General features: G+C 68.1%; 14 protein-coding genes. 4 read left to right on the top strand and 10 right to left on the bottom strand.

The window, feature by feature from the left end; genetic code table 11:
- Positions 1 to 862: 862 nt before the first annotated feature.
- Positions 863 to 2851: a M23 family metallopeptidase gene (locus tag GWI72_RS19810; protein WP_161678129.1), complete on the top strand. Its 1989-nt coding sequence runs from the start codon at positions 863 to 865 to the stop codon at positions 2849 to 2851.
- Between the two features lie 165 nt (positions 2852 to 3016).
- Here GWI72_RS19810 and clpB read toward each other — a convergent pair whose 3' ends face one another.
- From clpB to GWI72_RS19780, 6 genes are all read right to left on the bottom strand, one after another.
- Entirely contained in the window at positions 3017 to 5614 is a 2598-nt protein-coding gene (clpB, locus tag GWI72_RS19805) for an ATP-dependent chaperone ClpB (RefSeq protein WP_161709738.1), read from the bottom strand.
- A 365-nt stretch (positions 5615 to 5979) separates the two neighbouring features.
- Positions 5980 to 6915: a DUF4167 domain-containing protein gene (locus tag GWI72_RS19800; RefSeq protein ID WP_161709737.1), complete on the bottom strand. Its 936-nt coding sequence runs from the start codon at positions 6913 to 6915 to the stop codon at positions 5980 to 5982.
- Between the two features lie 426 nt (positions 6916 to 7341).
- Positions 7342 to 8187, bottom strand: coding sequence for a peptide chain release factor N(5)-glutamine methyltransferase (prmC, locus tag GWI72_RS19795; protein WP_161678123.1), 846 nt, complete (start codon positions 8185 to 8187; stop codon positions 7342 to 7344).
- Positions 8187 to 9260, bottom strand: a complete 1074-nt coding sequence (gene prfA, locus GWI72_RS19790) for a peptide chain release factor 1 (RefSeq protein WP_161678121.1) — start codon at positions 9258 to 9260, stop codon at positions 8187 to 8189. Before prfA ends, prmC begins: the two co-directional genes overlap by 1 nt.
- A 57-nt stretch (positions 9261 to 9317) precedes the next feature.
- Positions 9318 to 11585 (bottom strand): phosphoenolpyruvate--protein phosphotransferase, encoded by a 2268-nt coding sequence (gene ptsP, locus GWI72_RS19785; RefSeq protein ID WP_161678119.1) that lies wholly within the window; start codon positions 11583 to 11585, stop codon positions 9318 to 9320.
- A gap of 73 nt (positions 11586 to 11658) precedes the next feature.
- Entirely contained in the window at positions 11659 to 12909 is a 1251-nt protein-coding gene (locus GWI72_RS19780; protein ID WP_161678117.1) for an aspartate kinase, read from the bottom strand.
- Positions 12910 to 13136: 227 nt separating this feature from the next.
- Here GWI72_RS19780 and ubiG point away from each other — a divergent pair, with 227 nt between their 5' ends.
- Both ubiG and GWI72_RS19770 read left to right on the top strand, forming a co-directional pair.
- Positions 13137 to 13907: a bifunctional 2-polyprenyl-6-hydroxyphenol methylase/3-demethylubiquinol 3-O-methyltransferase UbiG gene (gene ubiG / locus GWI72_RS19775; protein ID WP_161678115.1), complete on the top strand. Its 771-nt coding sequence runs from the start codon at positions 13137 to 13139 to the stop codon at positions 13905 to 13907.
- Between the two features lie 14 nt (positions 13908 to 13921).
- A complete protein-coding gene (locus tag GWI72_RS19770; RefSeq protein ID WP_161678113.1) occupies positions 13922 to 14611 on the top strand; it encodes an alpha/beta fold hydrolase in 690 nt (229 codons plus the stop codon).
- Positions 14612 to 14702: 91 nt separating this feature from the next.
- Here the strand turns inward: GWI72_RS19770 and GWI72_RS19765 are convergent, their stop codons facing one another.
- Entirely contained in the window at positions 14703 to 16460 is a 1758-nt protein-coding gene (locus GWI72_RS19765) for a PHA/PHB synthase family protein (protein WP_244314433.1), read from the bottom strand.
- A 448-nt stretch (positions 16461 to 16908) separates the two neighbouring features.
- Here GWI72_RS19765 and GWI72_RS19760 point away from each other — a divergent pair, with 448 nt between their 5' ends.
- On the top strand, positions 16909 to 17598 hold the full coding sequence (locus GWI72_RS19760; protein WP_161709735.1) for a phasin family protein: 690 nt from the start codon (positions 16909 to 16911) through the stop codon (positions 17596 to 17598).
- A 222-nt stretch (positions 17599 to 17820) separates the two neighbouring features.
- Here GWI72_RS19760 and GWI72_RS19755 read toward each other — a convergent pair whose 3' ends face one another.
- From GWI72_RS19755 to grxC, 3 genes are read right to left on the bottom strand one after another with little or no spacing between them, the layout of a single operon-like run.
- The gene (locus GWI72_RS19755) at positions 17821 to 18345 is read right to left on the bottom strand and encodes a DUF1178 family protein (protein ID WP_161709734.1); all 525 of its coding nucleotides are present in this window, start codon (positions 18343 to 18345) and stop codon (positions 17821 to 17823) included.
- 15 nt (positions 18346 to 18360) lie between these two features.
- Positions 18361 to 19191, bottom strand: coding sequence for a carbon-nitrogen hydrolase family protein (locus GWI72_RS19750; RefSeq protein ID WP_161709733.1), 831 nt, complete (start codon positions 19189 to 19191; stop codon positions 18361 to 18363).
- A gap of 9 nt (positions 19192 to 19200) precedes the next feature.
- The gene (grxC, locus tag GWI72_RS19745) at positions 19201 to 19458 is read right to left on the bottom strand and encodes a glutaredoxin 3 (protein ID WP_161709732.1); all 258 of its coding nucleotides are present in this window, start codon (positions 19456 to 19458) and stop codon (positions 19201 to 19203) included.
- Positions 19459 to 19522: the final 64 nt, after the last annotated feature.

Here is a 19522-nt window from a genome sequence, read left to right as displayed (position 1 = left end):
AGAAAGTAGCGTACCTGCCGTAACTCTTGCTCCGCGCCAGGCCCCTCTCGAGACCCAGCCGCGCAAGAACAACGCCGGCCACGCTTCCCTTCCTTCAAAATCCTAATTGTCAAAGAACCGGGCAAAGCCCTCAACCTTTCGGGACGAACTGTCCGTGCCTCCGGAGAGGGTCTGGACTGCTCTGTCTGTCAGGCAGAACCGACGGTCAGTGGCGCGTCACCAGTTGGCAGCGCCGCCGTCGATGGGTGGGTTATACGCAGACCCCATTTCCGAGTCAACACAGATTGTCAAAAAAGATTCACATGGCGAAAAGCCGCAGAATCCGTTGCGTCCACGCGCCCTGCAGGCCTGTGGGAAACCTCGTTTTCCCGGCTTAGCCTGCAAATTTCTTTTTTGCCCCCTCCCCGTTAACCGGCCTTAATCATGCCGGAAAAGGCCGTTAGCCGGGATGTCCGGTGCCATCGGCGCCCGCATCGGCGCCCGCACCGGCACGACCGGGCTCCTCGCCCCGCAGGCGTGGCGTCCGGCGCGTCCGGTCGGCGCCAGATGGAGCCAGATGGAGCCAGATGGAGCCGGTTGACGCCGGCACCGCGGCAAGGGGGCCGCCTGACGGCACGGGGGCCATGCGGGCCCGGACCGGACAGGCCGGCCCTTGACTGACAGTCCGGCACCGGCCCGGATGCTGCAGCGTTGACCTTTCCCGGCCGAGCCTGCATTTTTGCGTCGGCCACAGGTCAGCCTGCGGTCCGCCGGTGCGACCGGACCAGAAGCGAAGAGAGAACGACAGCCCCGGCGGGCACGGGCGGACAGGGCTCCTGTCCGGCTTCACCTCCAGGGAGCTGCCATCAGGATAAGGCGATCCATGCATCTGGGCCCGTTCCAGTCCCACGCACATCCTTCCGTCGACCTGGGCGAGACCCCGCCGCTCGTCGTCTATGACGAGCGCAACGCCCTGCCCGACCGGCGCAAGGTCAGCCTGCGCTGGCTCACCGGCACGGTGCTCACCGGCCTGACCTCGGTGATGCTGATGGGGGGCGCCCTGATGGCGGCGCTTGACGGCCAGTACCGGGTCGCGGCCGCCACCAATCCCGAACCGGATCCGGCCGCGGTCGCCAGCACCCTCACCTCCGGCACCAAGGGCGACCGGGTCTCGCGCCGCTCCGCCCAGTTCACCAACCGCCAGGTGATCCCCGTCAACGTGATCACCCGCGTCGGCGACCGCGACTTCATCAAGGCCAAGCCCTATGTGCTGGTGAATGCGAGCCTTGCCAGCCGCAAGACGCCGGAGCTGACAGCCCGGATCCCGGAGTTCAACCCGCTGCAGATGTTCTCCGACGGGCAGAAGGCCGCGACCGACCGCGCGGTCTCCGACGGCATCTACTCCGCCCGCGCGGAAGGCGAGTTCAGCATCACCCAGTCCGATTTCCCCGTGAACAGCCCGATGATCGACCTCGCCCTGACGCCGGACGAGGCCGCCGTGGCCCGCGAGGTCAGCGCCTCGGCGCAGATGCTGGCAGACGACAGCATCGACATGGCCGGCCGGACCATCGTCGATCCGGGCCGGTTCGACTTCAGCCTGGCGCGCCTGTCCGACTTCGACCGGCTGCAGGTCCGCATCACCCAGGAAAACGTGTCCTTCGTCTCCAAGCAGGAAGACGAGACGGTCATGGTCGGGATCGACGAACGGATCCTGCCGGTGCTGGAAGGTCAGGACCTCAAGGACCTGCTCGTCGACAACGACGCCTCGGATGTGGAGGCGGAATCGATCCTGGCCGCCTTGCGGCACGGGGCCGGTGTCGTCGAGGTGAAGGAAGGCGAGCGCCTGCGCATCGGCATGGCGGCGGACCCCAACACGCCGGGCCGCATGCGGCCCGAGCGCGTCAGCATCTACGGCGAGCGTGATCACAAGGTCACGGTGGCCCGCGCCGACAATGGCACCTATGTGGTCGCCGCGGCGCCGACCGACGTGATGGGCGACGCCATGGCAGACGCCTTCGCCGAGGCCAGCCGGGCGGCCACCAGCACCAGCGGGTCCGTGCCCTCGCTCTATGAAGGCATCTACCTGACCGCGCTGGAGCAGGAGATCCCCGAACCGCTGATCGGCGAACTGGTCCGCGCCTTCTCCTATGACGTCGACTTCAACGCCCGCGTCCAGCCGGGCGACGCCATCGAGGTCTTCTACGGCCTGACCGAGGACGGCACCGACGAGCCGGCAGAAATCCTCTACGCCTCGCTCACCACGAGTTCGACCTTGCGCCGGCTCTACCGCTTCCGCACGCCCGATGACGGCGAGGTCGACTACTATGACGAAGCCGGACGCAGCGCCAAGAAGTTCCTGATGCGCAAGCCGCTGTCCGGCGGCGTGTTCCGTTCGGGCTTCGGCATGCGGCGCCACCCCATCCATGGCTTTGCCAAGATGCACACGGGCGTCGACTGGTCGGCATCGCGCGGCGTGCCGATCATGGCCGCCGGCAACGGCACGGTCATCAAGTCGGAATGGGTGTCCGGCTACGGCAAGCGCGTCGAGATCCGCCACGCCAACGGCTATGTCACGACGTACAGCCACATGAACGACTTCGCCAAGGGCATCGTCGAGGGCACCCGGGTCACCCAGGGCCAGATCATCGGCTACATCGGGTCGACCGGCCTCTCCACCGGCCCGCACCTGCATTACGAGGTGCTGGTGAACAACAATTTCGTGGATCCGATGCGCATCCGCCTGCCGCGCGGCCGCGTGCTGGAAGGCGAGATGCTGGCGGCCTTCGAGGAGGAGCGCGACCGCATCGACGCCCTGCTCGACCGTGGCCCGCGCAGCTCGCGTGTGGCCTCGGCCAGCACGGTCGCCCGCTGAGGGACGCCCTGCCCGCCCGCGCCTGACCCGGAATTCACACCGCAGACCGGACAGAAAAACGGCCCGCACGCGCGGGCCGTTTCCGTTTCTGCGCTCTGCTGTCGATCAGTCAGCTGTCGATCAGGCAGCTGTCAGTCAGGCAGCTGTTGATCAGGCAGCTGTCGATCAGGCCGCCACCGACTGGTCCGCCGTGCGGCTGAACAGCAGACGATCGGTTCCGGCCGAGACGGAGATGTGGTCCCCGTCCTGGATCTCGCCGGCAAGGATCTTCTCGGCCAGCGGATCCTGCACCTCCTTCTGGATCACCCGCTTCAGCGGACGGGCGCCATAGGCCGGATCATACCCCTTCTGCGACAGCCAGCCGACCGCGCCCTCGTCGAGATCGAGCCGGATCTTCCGGTCGGCCAGCAGCGACCGCAGGCGGCCGAGCTGGATCTCCACGATGGAGGCCATCTGGTTGCGCTGCAGCCGGTGGAACAGCACGATCTCGTCAAGCCGGTTGAGGAACTCGGGGCGGAAATGACCGCGCACGACCTCCATCACCTCGCTGCGGACAGCATCGGAATCCTGCCCCTCGGGCTGGCTGACGAGATACTCGGCCCCGAGGTTCGAGGTCATGATGATGAGCGTGTTGCGGAAGTCCACCGTCCGGCCCTGGCCATCGGTCAGCCGGCCGTCATCCAGCACCTGCAGCAGCACGTTGAAGACATCCGCATGGGCCTTCTCGATCTCGTCGAACAGCACGACCTGATAGGGGCGCCGCCGCACGGCTTCGGTCAGCGTGCCGCCTTCCTCGTAGCCGACATAGCCCGGAGGCGCGCCGATCAGCCGGGCCACGGAGTGTTTCTCCATGAACTCCGACATGTCGATGCGCACCATGGCCGTGTCGTCATCGAAGAGGAACGAGGCCAGCGCCTTGGTCAGCTCGGTCTTGCCGACGCCGGTCGGCCCGAGGAACATGAACGAGCCGATCGGCCGGTTCGGATCCTGCAGGCCGGCGCGGGCGCGGCGCACGGCGGTCGACACCGCATGAATGGCTTCCGCCTGCCCGACCACACGGCGGGCCAGCTCGTCCTCCATGCGCAGCAGCTTGTCGCGTTCGCCTTCCAGCATCTTGTCGACCGGAATGCCGGTCCACTTCGACACCACCTGGGCGATGTGGCTGGAGGTCACGGCCTCATCGACCATCGCCCCTTTCTGCAATGCGGATGCACCTTCGGCCAGCTTGCGCTCAAGCTCCGGGATGACGCCATAGGCAAGCTCGCCGGCCCGGGCGAGATTGCCCTGGCGCTGCGCCTTCTCGAGTTCGCCGCGCGCCTGGTCGAGCTGTTCCTTCAGCTTCTGCTCGGAGGTCAGCTTGGCCTTCTCCGCCTGCCAGCGGCCGGTGAGCTCGGCCGACGCCTGCTCCAGCTCCGACAGCTCCTTCTCGAGCTTGCCCAGACGGTCGAGCGTGGCCGCATCGCTTTCCTTCTTCAGCGCCTCACGCTCGATCTTGAGCTGGATGATGCGGCGGTCCAGTTCATCAAGCTCTTCCGGCTTGGAATCCACCTGCATGCGCAGACGGCTGGCGGCCTCGTCCATCAGGTCGATCGCCTTGTCCGGCAGGAACCGGTCGGTGATGTACCGGTTGGAGAGGGTCGCGGCCGACACGATGGCGCTGTCTGTGATGCGCACCCCGTGATGCAGCTCATACTTCTCCTTGATGCCGCGCAGGATGGAGATCGTGTCCTCGACCGTCGGTTCACTGACAAAGACCGGCTGGAAGCGACGGGCAAGGGCCGCATCCTTCTCCACGTGCTTGCGGTACTCGTCGAGCGTGGTGGCACCGACGCAATGCAGCTCGCCGCGCGCGAGCGCAGGCTTCAGCAGGTTGGAGGCATCCATCGCCCCATCCGCCTTGCCCGCCCCCACCAGCGTGTGCATCTCGTCAATGAACAGGATCACGCCCCCGGCGGCCGCCTCGACCTCCGACAGGATCGCCTTCAGCCGTTCCTCGAACTCGCCGCGATACTTGGCCCCGGCGATGAGAGCGCCGAGATCCAGGGCCAGGAGCTGCTTGTCCTTCAGCGATTCCGGCACATCGCCATTGACGATGCGCAGGGCCAGGCCCTCGGCGATGGCCGTCTTGCCAACGCCCGGCTCGCCGATCAGCACCGGGTTGTTCTTGGTGCGACGCGACAGCACCTGGATGGTGCGGCGGATCTCCTCGTCGCGGCCGATCACCGGATCAAGCTTGCCGTCACGCGCCACCTGGGTCAGGTCGCGGGCATATTTCTTCAGCGCGTCATACTGGTTTTCCGCGCTGGCCGACTGGGCGGTGCGGCCCTTGCGCAGGGCGTTGATCGCCTGGTTCAGCGCCGCCGGCGTCACGCCCGCGCGCGCCAGGATCTTGCCCGGCTCGCTGTCGGCATCCATAGCCAGCGCGAGCAGCATGCGCTCGACGGTGACGAAACTGTCGCCCGCCTTGTCGGCGAGCTTCTCGGCCTGATCGAAGAAGCGGGCCGTCGGCGCGGCCATGTAGAGCTGGCCCGAACCGCCCGACACCCTGGGCAGCTTTTCCAGCGCCCGGTCGACCTCGGCCTTGGCCTCGCGCGAACGCCCGCCCGCACGGTCGATCAGACCGGAGGCCATGCCTTCGGGATCGTCGAGGAGCACCTTCAGAATGTGGTCGGGAAGAAACTGCTGGTGTCCCTGCCCCAGCGCATAGGTCTGGGCCGACTGGATGAAGCCGCGCGCCCGCTCGGTGAATTTCTCGATGTTCATCATGACCTCCTTGCCGCCGGTCCACCCGAAGCATGGCCGGCGTATCGGACTGCGGCCCCCGGCAAGCGGGCGACCGCGCCATCCTTGCGATGGCCTCTCCGATATAGTGTTGCAAATCGACAACAAAAGGGGGAGGCCCGGCAACTCCGGATCTTTCCTAACAGCCGAGGCTCGCCTGGCGCTGGAGCGATCCCCGACCTGTGCCGCCGGAGGCGGAACAGGTCGATATGGGGCGGGGCAGTCCCGTGCCGGCGCCGGAACGACAAGACGGCGCCCGGGGACCCGGACGCCGTCTTGAGGATTGGTCGGACAGGACAGGCCGGCAAGGACGTGCCGGCAAGGGCTGGCCAGTCAGGACAGGCCGGTCAGGCGTCGCTGCCCGCGACGGCCTCGGCGTCCTTCGGACGGCGCGGGCGCGGGGCGCGGCGGACCCGCGGCTTGGCCTCGCCGGCCTCGCCTGCATCCGCTTCCGGTGCGGCGGCAACGGGCTCGACAACCTCGGCCGGTGCGGCCTCGGCCTCGTCCGCGCCGCGGCGCTGGCCACGACCCCGGGTGCCACGCAGACGGCGGCGCGGCTTGTCATCCTCGCCCCCCTCGTGCCCGGCATCGAACACCTGGTCTTCCGCCTCGTCATGGGCGACCGGGCCGCGGGTGGCCTGACCGCTCAGGTCGATCACGGGCATGCTCTCGATGAAAGGCTGCGGCGTGTCGGCGGTGACATAGTCCACCGGACGGGCCGCCCGTTCGTAGCGCTCGCCACGATCCCGGCGGTCGCGGTTGCCGCGCTCCGGACGGTCGCCACGCTCGGCACGATCGGGACGATCGCCACGCTCCGGGCGCTCGCTCCGCTCGGGGCGCTCGCCCCGGTCCGGACGCTCGCCCCGGTCGGGACGGTCACCTCGGTCGTACCGCTCGCCCCGCTCCATGCGGTCGGGACGTTCGCCGCGTTCAGCCCGCTCGGGGCGTTCCGCACGATCGGACCGTTCGGGGCGATCGATCTGCTCGAAACGCTCGCCGCCGATGTCCTCGTCGTCCTCGTCCTCATGCGCCCCGTCGAACCGCAGGCCATTGGCGGACAGCATGTTGGGTTGGGCAGCCGCAACGATGCGCAGGTAGTGCTCGGCGTGCTGGAAATAGTTTTCCGACATCACACGGTCACCGGCTGCCTGGGCATCGCGGGCCAACTGCTGGTACTTCTCCGCGATATGCAGAGCCGTCCCACGGATCTTCACGTCCGGTCCGTTCGATTCAAACGTCCGGTTAAGCGGGTTGGGTCCCTTGCGGCCACCCCTGCCACGCATACGCTGCTTGTTTTGATTTCCTGGTCTCATCCTGCCGTTATCTCTTAAGGGAACGGCGACCGGCACCCGGCCGATCAATCACGTGGCGTCGCCTGCACACCTCCGGTCGTGACCGCCATGACGACAGATCAGCGCCCGGCGGCCAAACGCCCGCCTGTTAGCAAAGCCCGATGCGACCGCTCCGTCCCGTAGAATGAGACTGCGTTCGCCATCATCTGCGACAGACCGAATGCCGGAGCTTTTTGAAATTCATCGGTTCCCAAAACGCGTCGCGATCGTTTGGCCCGATATCCCCGTCCAGGCTAGATCGCCGAGCAGGCAGTATAGTCCTGCCCCGATTGCGTCATTCCGGCTTCGGCGAGGTGAAACTAGCCCGTTCCCGGCAGATTTCCAAGCCCTTTTTCCGCACAAAAAGACCGGTTTCAGTCAGATCTTCCAGCCCAGCACAACGCGATCAAGGCCGGCCAGATCCTGAACGATCTCAATGCGTTGAAAGCCGGCTGCGGCAAACAGGCCTGCCACGGACGCACCTTGTGCGGCTCCGATCTCGCATGCCAGCAGCCCGCCGTGGCGCAGAAGGTCATGACATTGCGGCGCAAGAACACGATAGGCATCAAGCCCGTCCGCACCGCCGTCGAGCGCCAGAATCGGGTCGTGATCACGCACGCCGGGGTCCAGTGCAGCGAGCTCCGCGTGGCTGATGTAGGGCGGATTGCTGACGATCACGTCAAGCCCGGGCGCAAGCGCAGCCGCGTAGTCGCCCTGCAGGAACAGGACCCGCCCGGCGAGACCGTGCCGCAGGGCGTTGCCGCGCGCCGTCGCCAGCGCATCGGGCGACAGGTCCACCGCGAGCGCCAGTGCCAGCGGCAGCCGGCCGAGCAGCGCCAGGCAGATCGCCCCGGTGCCGGTGCCGAGATCGGCAATCCGGAGCGGGGCCTCGGGAGAGACGCGGGCCAGCACGGCCTCGACCAGGATCTCCGTGTCGGGCCGCGGCTCCAGCGTGCCGGCGGAGAGCGCAAGCTCGAGCCCGAAGAACTCGCGCCGGCCAAGGATGCGGCCGACGGGCATTCCGGCGAGACGGTGCTGCAGATGCGCCTCGGCCAGGGCCGCACCTTCCCCCGACACGGCCTCGTCGGGATCGAGCACCAGCGAGGCCGGATCGATGCCGAGGGCTGCCGCCGCCAGCAGGCGGGCGTCGAGATCCGCAGTCGGCAGCCCGGCCGCCCGGAACCGGTCGCGCAGATGGCGGTAGAGGCGACCGCGCGTCTGCATCACCCCTCCTCGGCCGCCATCAGCGTGGCCTGATGATCGACGATGAGCGCCTCGATCACCTCGTCCAGCGCCTCGCCGGACAGGATCTGCTCCAGCTTGTAGAGGGTCAGGCCGATGCGGTGATCGGTGACACGGCCCTGCGGGAAATTGTAGGTGCGGATGCGCTCGGAGCGGTCACCGGAGCCGACCTGCAGCCGGCGGGTCTCGGTGCGCTCGCTCGCGGCCTTCTCGCGCTGCGCGTCATAGATGCGGGCGCGCAAGAGCTGCAGCGCCTTCGCCTTGTTCTTGTGCTGCGACCGCTCGTCCTGGACCGCCACCACGATGCCGGTGGGCAGATGGGTGATGCGCACGGCGGAATCGGTCGTGTTGACGTGCTGTCCACCTGCCCCCGAGGCGCGGTAGGTGTCGATCCGCAGGTCGGCGTCGAGGATCTCCACATCCACGTCCTCGGCCTGCGGCAGCACGGCCACCGTCGCCGCAGAGGTGTGGATGCGCCCGCCCGATTCGGTTTCGGGCACCCGCTGCACCCGGTGCACGCCGGACTCGAACTTCAGCCGGGCAAAGACATTCTCGCCCGTCACCGAGGCAATCACTTCCTTGAAGCCGCCCACCTCGCCCGCGCTGGCCGACAGCAGCTCGACCTTCCAGCCGCGCAGGTCGGCGTATCGCTGATACATGCGGAACAGGTCCCCGGCAAAGAGCGCGGCCTCATCGCCGCCCGTGCCGGCACGCACCTCGAGGATGGCGTCGTTCTTGTCGGCCGAATCCTTCGGCAGCAGGCCGATGCGCACCGCCTGGGTCAGCTCGGCCACCCGGGCCGTGAGCGCCTCGCGTTCGGCCTCGGCCAGCTCCCGCATCTCCCGGTCACCGGCCGCCTCGGCGATCATCAGCTCGGCCCCGGCCAGCTCCTCCTCGGCCTTGCGCAGCGCCCGCACGGTGGTGACCAGCGGATCCAGCTCGGCATACTCGCGCGACAGGCGGACATAGGTCGCCGCGTCCGGATTGGACGACATGCGGTGCTCGATTTCGGCGAAGCGGACGAGAAGGGTATCGAGTTTGGCTTGCGCAAGCATGCGCGCATCTCCTTGGCCGCGCGGCCAGTCCGGCGCGGGCACAGGGTGTATGGGTGTCTAGAGAGCGACGTCCTGTTCGACGGCAAACTGGCGTAGGAACTGGCGCAGGTCCTTGTCGGGATGGCCCGGCTCGAGACGCGGCAGCAGGCGCGCCTGCAGGCGTCCGAGATCGAGGCTGCGGACCATCGCCTTGACCGGCCCCAGCGCAGCCGGAGACATGGACAGCGACCGGAAGCCGATGCCGACCAGCGCCATGGCCTCGAGCGGCTTGCCGGCAAGCTCGCCGCACAGGGTCACGGGCACATGGTGGCGGGCAGCCGCGTCCGTGATTGCCTTCAGCGCCCGCAGGAAGCCGGTGCCGAGCGTGTCGTAGCGGTCGGCAACGCGGGTGTTGCCGCGGTCGACCGCGTTGAAGAACTGGAACAGGTCGTTGGAGCCGACCGAGACGAAATCCACCGCCTGCATCAGCTCTTCCAGCTGGAACAGCAGCGACGGCACCTCGATCATCGCCCCGAGACGGATGACGTCCGGCACGCCGTGACCGTGACGGCGGGAATGGCGCAGTTCCCGGTCCACCAGCTCCTTGGCGCGATGGAACTCCTCGACCTCCGACACCATCGGGAACATGAGCTTGAGCTCACGCCCGGCGCCGGCCCGCAGCAGCGCGCGGACCTGGGTGCGCAGCAGGCCGGGACGGTCAAGACCGAGGCGCAGCGCACGCCAGCCCATCGCCGGGTTTTCCTCATGGATCGCCCGGAGATACGGCAGCACCTTGTCGCCGCCGATGTCGAGCGAGCGGAATGTCACCGGCTTGCCACCGGCCGCATCAAGCACCTGGGTGTACTGGTTCTGCTGGTCGGACAGCCGCGGGAAGGACGAGGCAACCATGAACTGCAGCTCGGTGCGGAACAGCCCGACGCCGACTGCCCCTGATTCGGACAGGTGCGGCAGGTCGACGAGCAGGCCGGCATTCATCTGCAGCGCCACCTCGACCCCGTCCTTGGTTACCGAGGGCTTGGCGCGCAGGCGCCGGTATTCCGCCTGGCGCCGGGCCCGGAACCGGACCTTCTCGGCATAGGCATCCTGCACGTCGGTGGCCGGGCGCAGATAGACCTCGCCCGAGGCCCCGTCGACGATGATCGCGTCGCCGGCATCGGCGAGGCTGACGATGTCCTGCACCTGGCCGACGGCGGCAATGCCGAGCGCCCGGGCCACGATGGTCACGTGGCTGGTGGGGCCGCCTTCCTCGAGCACGACGCCGCGAATGCGGTCGCGCCCGTAGTCGAGCAGCTCGGCGGCGCCCATGTTGCGCGCGACGATGATCGCATCCTTCGGCAGCACGCCGGTGGACGACCCGTGCTGGCGGCCCATCAGCTCGCGGATGAGCCGGTGCGCCAGGTCATCCAGATCATGCAGCCGCTCGCGCAGATAGGGATCGGTCTGGCGCAGCATGCGGGCACGCATGTCGCTCTGGACCTTTTCCACGGCAGCTTCCGCGGTGAGGCCATTGTTGATGGCCTCCTCGATCTTGCGGATCCAGCCCTGGTCATAGGCAAACATCCGGTAGGCCTCGAGCACGTCCCGGTGCTCGCCCGACTGGGCCATGTCGCCGCTGGACAGCAGGCTGTCGATGGACAGGCGCAGACGGCTCACGGCGCCTTCAAGGCGTGTGCGCTCGTGGTCCGTGTCCTCGGCGATCAGGTTGGTGACGACGACGCGCGGCTCGTGCAGCACGACGTGGCCGAGGCCGACGCCATCGGCAAGCCCCACCGCCTCGAAGCGGATCGGCCGCGACAGGTCGAGACCGGTGCCCGGCTTGGCAATGGCCTCCAGCTCGCCGGCAGCGACCATTTCCGCGATGACCATCGCGGTGGTCTGCAGCGCCTCGACCTCGTCCTCGTAATAGGTCCGGTGCGACTTGTTCTGCACCACCAGGACGCCGAGCGTCCGGCCGGCCCGCAGCACGGGAACACCGAGGAAGGAATTGTAGGCCTCTTCGCCGGTCTCCGGCAGATAGGCGAAGGCGGGATGGGCGCGGGCGTTGGGAAGGTTGAGCGGCCGCGCTTCGGCGGCGATCAGGCCGACAAGGCCCTGACCGACGCGCAGCGATGCCTGGTGCACCGCCTCGCGCTTGAGACCTTCGGTGGCATAGAGTTCCAGCACGCCGTCGGCGCGCAGGATGTACACGGAGCAGACTTCCGCGACCACGTTGGCCGCGATCAGCACCACGATCTTGTCAAGCCGCTCCTGCGCGTTGATCGGCTCCGCCATGACTTCGCGAAGCCGCCGGAGCAACAGGCGCGGACCGGCCAGATTGCTGCGCATCGTCAGCTCCGTTCCTGTCGGCGGGGCGGGCAGCCGGCGGGCATCCCCGCCAGCGCATTCCCCACGGTGAGACTTATCCGTCCAATCCGTATAGCGAATGGAGAGTCCGCACCGCAAGTTCCGTGTAGGCGGAATCGATCAGCACCGAGATCTTGATCTCGGAGGTGGTGATGGCGCGGATGTTGATGCCCTTCTCGGCCAGGCCGCGGAAACACTGGGCTGCAACGCCGGCGTGCGAGCGCATGCCGATGCCGATGACCGACACCTTCACCACATCACGGGCACCCTCGATGCCGGCATAGGCCAGCTCGGTGCGCTTGTCCTCAAGCACCTTCAGCGCGCGCTCGTATTCCGATTCGGGCACGGTGAAGGTGATGTCGGTGGTCTTGCCGTCCGGCGAGATGTTCTGGACGATCATGTCCACGTTGATGTTGGCATCCGCCAGGGGGCCGAACACGGCGCCCGCAACACCCGGCTTGTCCGGCACGTTGCGGATGGAAATCTGGGCTTCATCCTTGGCAAAGGCGATGCCGGTCACGACTTGCTGTTCCACGAGCTCATCCTCGTCGCAGATAAGGGTTCCGGGGGGCAGACCATCCTTGCCCGTCTGCGGGGCATCGGGATCATCGAAGCTGGAGCGCACGAAGGTGCGAACGCCATGCACCATGGCCATCTCGACCGAGCGGACCTGCAGCACCTTGGCACCGAGCGAGGCCATCTCGAGCATTTCCTCGAAGGCAACGCGGTCGAGACGGCGGGCCTTCGGGACAATGCGCGGATCGGTCGTGTAGACGCCGTCGACATCGGTGTAGATGTCGCAGCGATCCGCCTGGATGGCGGCCGCAACCGCCACGGCGCTGGTGTCGGAGCCGCCACGGCCAAGGGTCGAGATGCGGTTGTCGGGGGCAATGCCCTGGAAGCCGGCGATCACGGCGACCTGGCCCTGCTTCAGCCGCTCGATCAGGAAGGACCCGTCGATGTCGGCGATGCGGGCCGCGCCATGCGAGCCGTCGGTGCGGATCGGGATCTGCCAGCCCTGCCAGGACCGGGCGTTGATGCCCATCTCCTGCAGCACGATGGCGAGGAGGCCCGAAGTCACCTGTTCGCCGGAGGCGACGACCGCGTCATATTCGCGCGCGTCATGCAGCGGGGCAGCTTCCCGGCACCAGGCCACGAGCTGGTTGGTGGCGCCCGACATGGCGGAGACGACGACAGCCACCTCGTGGCCGGCATCGACTTCGCGCTTCACGTGACGGGCCACGTTGCGGATACGTTCGATATTGGCGACGGACGTGCCGCCGAACTTCATAACCAGTCGGGCCATCTGGGTCCTGGTCTTCACTCGCGAGGGCCTGTGGGCGCGGCAACCGCGCCCGGCGGATCGGGCGAAATCCATACAGCCACACGGCCCCTGCTGCAACACCGCGCCTTGACAAAGTGCCCGCGAGCGAGAAGGTCATCCGCACGGCGCAAGCCCCGCGTAAGACACCACGCAAGACAGGAAGCCGGTTCACGGCTTGCCGCAGGACATGACCGAGGAAAGGACCAGCCATGAGCCCCAATGCCAGCCCCACCAGTGCGGGCACCGTTGACGAGCGCGAGGTGGCCCGGTTTTCCGCGATGGCGGCGGAATGGTGGAACCCGGCCGGCAAGTTCCGGCCGCTGCACAAGTTCAACCCGGTGCGCCTTGCCTACATCAAGGAGCAGGTCTGCGCCCGCTTCGGCCGTGATCCGCGCGCCAGCGACGCCTTCAAGGGCCTGCGCTTCCTCGACATCGGCTGCGGCGGCGGTCTCCTGAGCGAACCGATGGCCCGGCTCGGCGCCGAGGTGACGGGCGCCGACCCCTCTGCCGTCAACATCGAGGTGGCGAAGCTGCACGCTGCCCAGTCCGGCCTGAACATCGATTACCGCGCTGCGACGGCAGAGGAGTTGGCAGCGGCCGGCGAGACCTTCGACGTGGTGCTCAACATGGAAGTGGTGGAGCACGTGGCCGACGTGCCGCTGTTCCTGGGCGAAGTGTCGCGCATGGTGCGGCCGGGCGGGCTGATGTTCGTGGCCACCATCAACCGTACGCTGAAAGCCTATGCGCTGGCGATCGTCGGGGCGGAATACGTGCTGCGCTGGCTGCCGAAGGGAACCCATTCCTATGACAAGCTGGTGCGCCCGGCCGAGATCGAGGGCCCGCTGGCGACGGCGGGACTGGAGATCCTCGACCGCAACGGCGTGACCTACAATCCGCTCACCGACACCTGGAACAGGTCGCGCGACATGGACGTCAACTACATGCTGCTGGCCGGCCGCCCCGGCACGGCCGGTCGCTGACGGGACGGCGCGAGATGGAACCGATTGTCCTCATTCCCGGTCTGCTCTGCACCGAGACACTCTACGCGCCGCAGATCGTGGCGCTGGCGGACCGGCCGGTGCTGGTCGCCGACCACCGCCGGCACGACAGCATTGCGGCCATCGCCGCCGACATCCTGGCGGTGGCGCCGGAGCGTTTCGCCCTCGCCGGCCTGTCCATGGGCGGCTACATCGCGCTGGAAATCCTGCGCGCCGCGCCGGAGCGGGTCAGCCGGCTGGCGCTGCTGGACACAAGCCCGAAGCCTGATGCGCCGGAACAGGGCGAACGCCGCCGCGTGCTGATCGAGCTGGCCGAGACGGGCAAGTTCGGCAAGGTGCCGCATCTGCTCTATCCCGGCCTTGTCGACGCCAGCCGGGTGGATGACGAGACGCTGAAGGCGACCGTTGTGGAGATGGCGCAGGAGACCGGCGCGGAGGCCTTCGTGCGGCAGCAGCGCGCCATCATGGGCCGGATCGATTCCCGCCCCTCGCTGGCCGCCATCGCCGTGCCGACACTGGTGCTGGTGGGAGACGGCGACACGCTGACGCCGCCGCAGGTTGCCCGGGAGATGCATGCGGCGATCTCCGGCAGCCGGCTCGCCGTGATCCCCGGCTGCGGCCACCTGTCCACGCTCGAGGCACCCGGCGCGGTCACCGCCGAGCTGCAGGCCTGGGCGAAGGCCTGACAGGCGCGGATCGGCAGAGGCCGATGCCCGGGTGGAAGCCCAGACCGAAGCCCAGACCGAAGCCCGGACGCAAACAGGACGTGGCGCAGGATCAGGGCATCAGCACATAGGTGCCCGGCGCCGGCCCGAGCGGCACCAGCCCGGCCTCGGGCCGGCCCATCGGTGGCGGCGCGACCTTGGCACCCGCGCGGGCCGCGAGCCAGTCGGCCCATGCCTCCCACCAGGAGCCCTCGCGCTGCTCCGAGGCCGCCAGCCAGCCGTCCGGATCGAGATGCAGCGCGTGCTGGGGCGTTGTCAGGATGCGGTAGCTCCGGTTCCTGTGCCCGGGCTCGCTGACGATGCCGGCATTGTGGCCACCGACGGTGAGCACGAAGGTCACCTCGCTGTCAGCCAGATGGCGGATCTTGAAGACCGAGCGCCAGGGCGCGACATGGTCCTGGTCCGTGCCGACGGCAAAGATCGGCGCCCGGATGTCCTCGACGGACACGGCCTGCCCCTCCACCCGGTAGCGCCCCTCGGCAAAGTCATTGTGCAGGAACAGCTGGCGCAGGTATTCCGAGTGCATCCGGAAGGGCATCCGCGTGCCATCGGCGTTCCAGGCGAGCAGGTCGAAGATCGGGGCACGCTCGCCCATCAGGTATTCATGCACCAGACGCGACCAGATGAGATCGCGGGACCGCAGCAGCTGGAAGGCACCCGACATCTGCGCCGTGTCGAGATAGCCCTGTTCCCACATCAGGTCCTCGAGAAAGGACACCTCGCTCTCGTCGATGAAGAGCGTCAGCTCGCCCGCCTCGGTGAAGTCGGTCTGGGCTGCAAACAGCGACAGGCTGGCGATGCTCTCGTCGCCGCGATGGAACAGGCCGGCCGCCGTGATCGACAGCAGGGTGCCGCCGAGACAATAGCCGGCCGCATGCAGCCGCGGCGCACCGGTAATGGTCCGCACCGCCGCCACGGCCGCCTCGACGCCCAGCCGACGGTAGTCATCCATGCCCAGATCCCGGTCCTCCGGACCCGGATTGCGCCAGGAGATCATGAACACCGTGAAACCCTGGCTGACCAGATGGCGAACCAGCGAGTTCTCCGGCGACAGGTCGAGGATGTAGTATTTCATGATCCACGCCGGGACGACCAGCACCGGCTCGGCCTTCACCGCCGGCGTCGCGGGGGCGTACTGGATCAGCTCGATCAGGTGATTGCGGTAGACGACCTTGCCCGGCGTGATGGCCAGCGTCTCGCCGGGGCGGAAGGCCTCGCTGCCGGCCGGCGGACGGCGGGTGCCGAGGCGCTCGAGATCCTCCAGGGCATGGCGGGCGCCGCGGACCAGGTTCATGCCGCCCTCGTCCAGCGTCCGGCGCAGCACGTCCGGATTGGTGGCCGGAAAGTTGGACGGGGCCACCAGATCAAGCATCTGCCGGGTGACGAAGTCCACGATCCGCTCGTGATGGGGGGACACACCCCGCACGCCGGTCATGGCGTTGGACCACCACTGCTGGGTGAGAAGGAACGACTGCGCATAGAGATTGAACGGCCAGGTGGCCCAGTCCGCGCCGCGGAAGCGCCTGTCCTGGGGCGAGGGCTCGATGCAGGCGGCGGCGGTGCCGCCGTTGGCGGCACACTCTGCTGCAAACCGGAGCAGCCGCTGCGTCGTCCGGACGGCCTGTTCCGCAAGGAGGGCCTGCTTGCCCGGCAAGACGGCAAGATGCATCAGCCAGTCGGCATAGGCCTCGGCGAGGGCACCGGGCGAGACGCCGCCGGTAACCCGGGCAAGACAGGCGCGTGTGGCGCGGTCCAGGAGCTCCGCAGTGCCGCTCTCCAGCGGTCCCTCCCCGACCGGCAGGCCAGGCAAGGCGGACAGTCCCGACAGCCCAGAGAACCCAGAGATCCCAGACAACCATGACGTCCCGGGCGCAAGGCCTGCCGGACGGCGTGAGACCGGGCGCCCGTCCGGATCGGGCCCCGGCGCGGCGGGACCTGCACCGGACGCGTGCGGACCGGACAAGTGGGACGTGGAGGAAAGCGGACTGGGGGCCGCTGGCGCTGGCAGTGATCCGGTCTGCTGTGACATCGGCTGTCTCCTTCTGCCCCACCAGGACACGCGTGGGCGCCAGTTTTTCGCACCGCAAAACCGCGCGCCATGAGCCAGATCAAACCGGGGACACGAAGGGCACGTTAGACTGGAGGCCTGACATCCTTATCATCAAAGTGACGCCTTGGGCGTGTATCGACGCGCTGCAGCAATCCGCCGGGGACGGAGCAGGCGTCCGGACCCTGAAACCGAGCGACGGGAGGCAGGCATGACACATGAGGACAGCAAGCAGACCAGGGACACGGCGTTTCTCTCCGGCATGGATGCGCTCCTGCCCCAGTCCTGGCTCCCGGCGGGGCTCGGCGGCCTGCCGCGCAACTGGAGCTGGGCCGAGCGCAGCGACCGGATCGAGGACCGGACCTTCCGCTGCATGGAAGACGTGCGCCGCCGGATGGTGACCAACGCCGAAAAGGCGATGACCAGCCACATGGACTTCGTCACCCACCGCCTCAATGCCGACCTCGACTATGTCCGCAGCCTCACGGCCTGCCGTCTGCCCGACGAGGCGATGCGCACCATGCAGTCCTTCCTGCGGACCCTGTGGCAGGACTATGAGAGCCAGGCCCAGCGCTCGCTCGAACTCTGGAAGGACAGCGTCTCCGAGGGCGCGGCCTGCGCCGAGGCCCTGACCGAAACGGCGGTCGAGGCGGTGGTCGAGATCGAACACGCCGCGGAAGAGGAAGTGGCGCTGGCCGCGCCCTCCGCCCCGGCGGAGACTGCCGCGCATCGCACCACGGACGCCGAGGGGAACGCTCCGCTCCGCACGGAGGCCGTGACGCCGGCCGACGCGTCGGCCCCGGCCATGGCCGCGACACCCGCCCGCAAGGCACCGGTGCGCAAGGGCAGCGGCCCTGCGGCCCCGCGCAAGGCCCCCGCCAAACCGGCCGGCGCGGCCTGACGGACAGCCCGCCGGCCGGACCCTGAAGCCTGACGCCTCATGCCTGACGGACAGATCGGGACGCCGTCAGGCGGCTAGTGGACGTTTTGGCGGACGTGTCGCCGGCCGTGTTGTGGGACCTGTTGTGAGACGTGTTGTGGGGCGACAGCCCCCCGCACTGGAACGGCGGACGCGACAGGGGCAGCAGCAGGGCGCGCGGTGGCTGGGTCCGCCGCGCCGACCTCAGTTGCGGTCGTCGGGCAGCACCGGCAGCGGCAGGATGCTGATGCCTTCCTCGAGCAGCGAGCGCGCGTCATCGGCGTTGGTCTCGCCATAGATGTTGCGGTGATCGGTTTCGCCGTAGTGCATCTTGCGCGCTTCCTCGGCAAACGAGGACCCGACATAATCCGCATTGGCCGTCATCTGCGCCCGCAGTTCGCGAAGCTTGCCGACCAGCTCGGCATAGCGCGCGTCGGAGGGGATGAGGGCCGCGCTGGACGTGCCGTCGACCCCGGGCGTGACCGGCTCGGGCGCAGGCACGGCGGCGGGTGACGGCCCGGCCGCGACAGCCGCTGCCGCCTGCTGGCGTTCCTCCCGTTTCTCGGCGGTAGCAACCGCTGGTGCCATCAGCGCCTTGGTCACCACGGGCGACCCGCACACCGGGCAAGACACCAGACCGCGCGCGCTCTGCGCGTCATAGTCACCGGAGTTGCGGAACCAGGCCTCGAAGCCGTGGGCATTGTCACACAGGAGAGAGTAGCGGATCACGCGCCGGATCCTCCTTCACTGGCCGGACAGCGCAAAGCTGCGCTCGTTGGCGATGGCGGGAATGCGCTGGCGCGCCTTCAGCGACTCCTCCGGATCAATCTCGGCCAGAACGACGCCGGGCTCGTCGTGGTCAAGCTCGGCGATCACGTCTCCCCAGGGGCCGACGATCAGGCTGTGGCCGAAGGTCTCGCGGCCGTCCGCATGGGTGCCGCCCTGGGCAGCCGAGACGACGAAGGCGCCGTTCTCGATCGCCCGTGCGCGCTGCAGCACGTGCCAATGCGCCTGACCTGTCTGGCGCGTGAAGGCAGCCGGCATCGTCAGCATGGCGGCGCCGGCCCGGGCCTGGCTGCGGAAGATGGCAGGAAAGCGCAGGTCGTAGCAAACCGCCATGCCCATGGTCAGCCAGGGGAGCGCGGCAAGCGTGCTCTGCTCGCCGGGCCGGTAGGTGGCGGATTCGCGCCAGCTTTCCCCGTTCGGGAGGTCCACGTCGAACATGTGGATCTTGTCGTAGCGGGCAAGGATGCTGCCATCGGGCCGGATCAGGAAGGCGCGGTTGGCGACCTGTCCGTCCGGCAGGAGGATTGCCAGCGACCCGGCATGCAGGTGGATGCCCAGCTCGGCTGCCAGTGCCCGGAACCGGGACAGGGTCGGATCCTGCTCCTCGAGCGTGATCTTTTCCATCAGGTCGGCCCGGCTGCGCTCGAGGATGTTGGTCATCTCGGGCGTCTGCACGTAATGCGCACCGGCCGCAGCCGCCTGCCGGATCAGCGCCTCCGCCTGCGCGATGTTGTCGGCGACGGAGCGGGAGGAGCGCATCTGCACGCAGGCGGCGGTAAAGCGGGTCATGGCAGGGCCTCAGCGGTTCAGCAGCGGATCGAGCTTGCCGGACCGGTCCAGCTCGTGCAGGTCATCGCAGCCCCCGACATGCATGGCGTCGATGAAGATCTGCGGGAAGGTGGTCCGCCCGTTGGCGCGACCGATCATCTCGGCGCGCAGCTCGGGACGAAACGTGGCGTCATGCTCGGTGTAGCGCACGCCCTTGCTGTCGAGAAGCCGTTTCGCCGCGACGCAATAGCCGCAGCCCTGGCGGGTATAGATGGTCACATCAACCACGTCGAAACTCCTGAACGGCCGCGCTCTGCGCGGTCCTGCCTGAGCGGCTTATATTGCCCCTTCC

This window comes from Pannonibacter sp. XCT-53 (assembly GCF_009915765.1).
In the GTDB taxonomy this organism is placed as follows: domain Bacteria; phylum Pseudomonadota; class Alphaproteobacteria; order Rhizobiales; family Stappiaceae; genus Pannonibacter; species Pannonibacter tanglangensis.
This window is presented reverse-complemented; position numbering and strand designations above follow the sequence as displayed.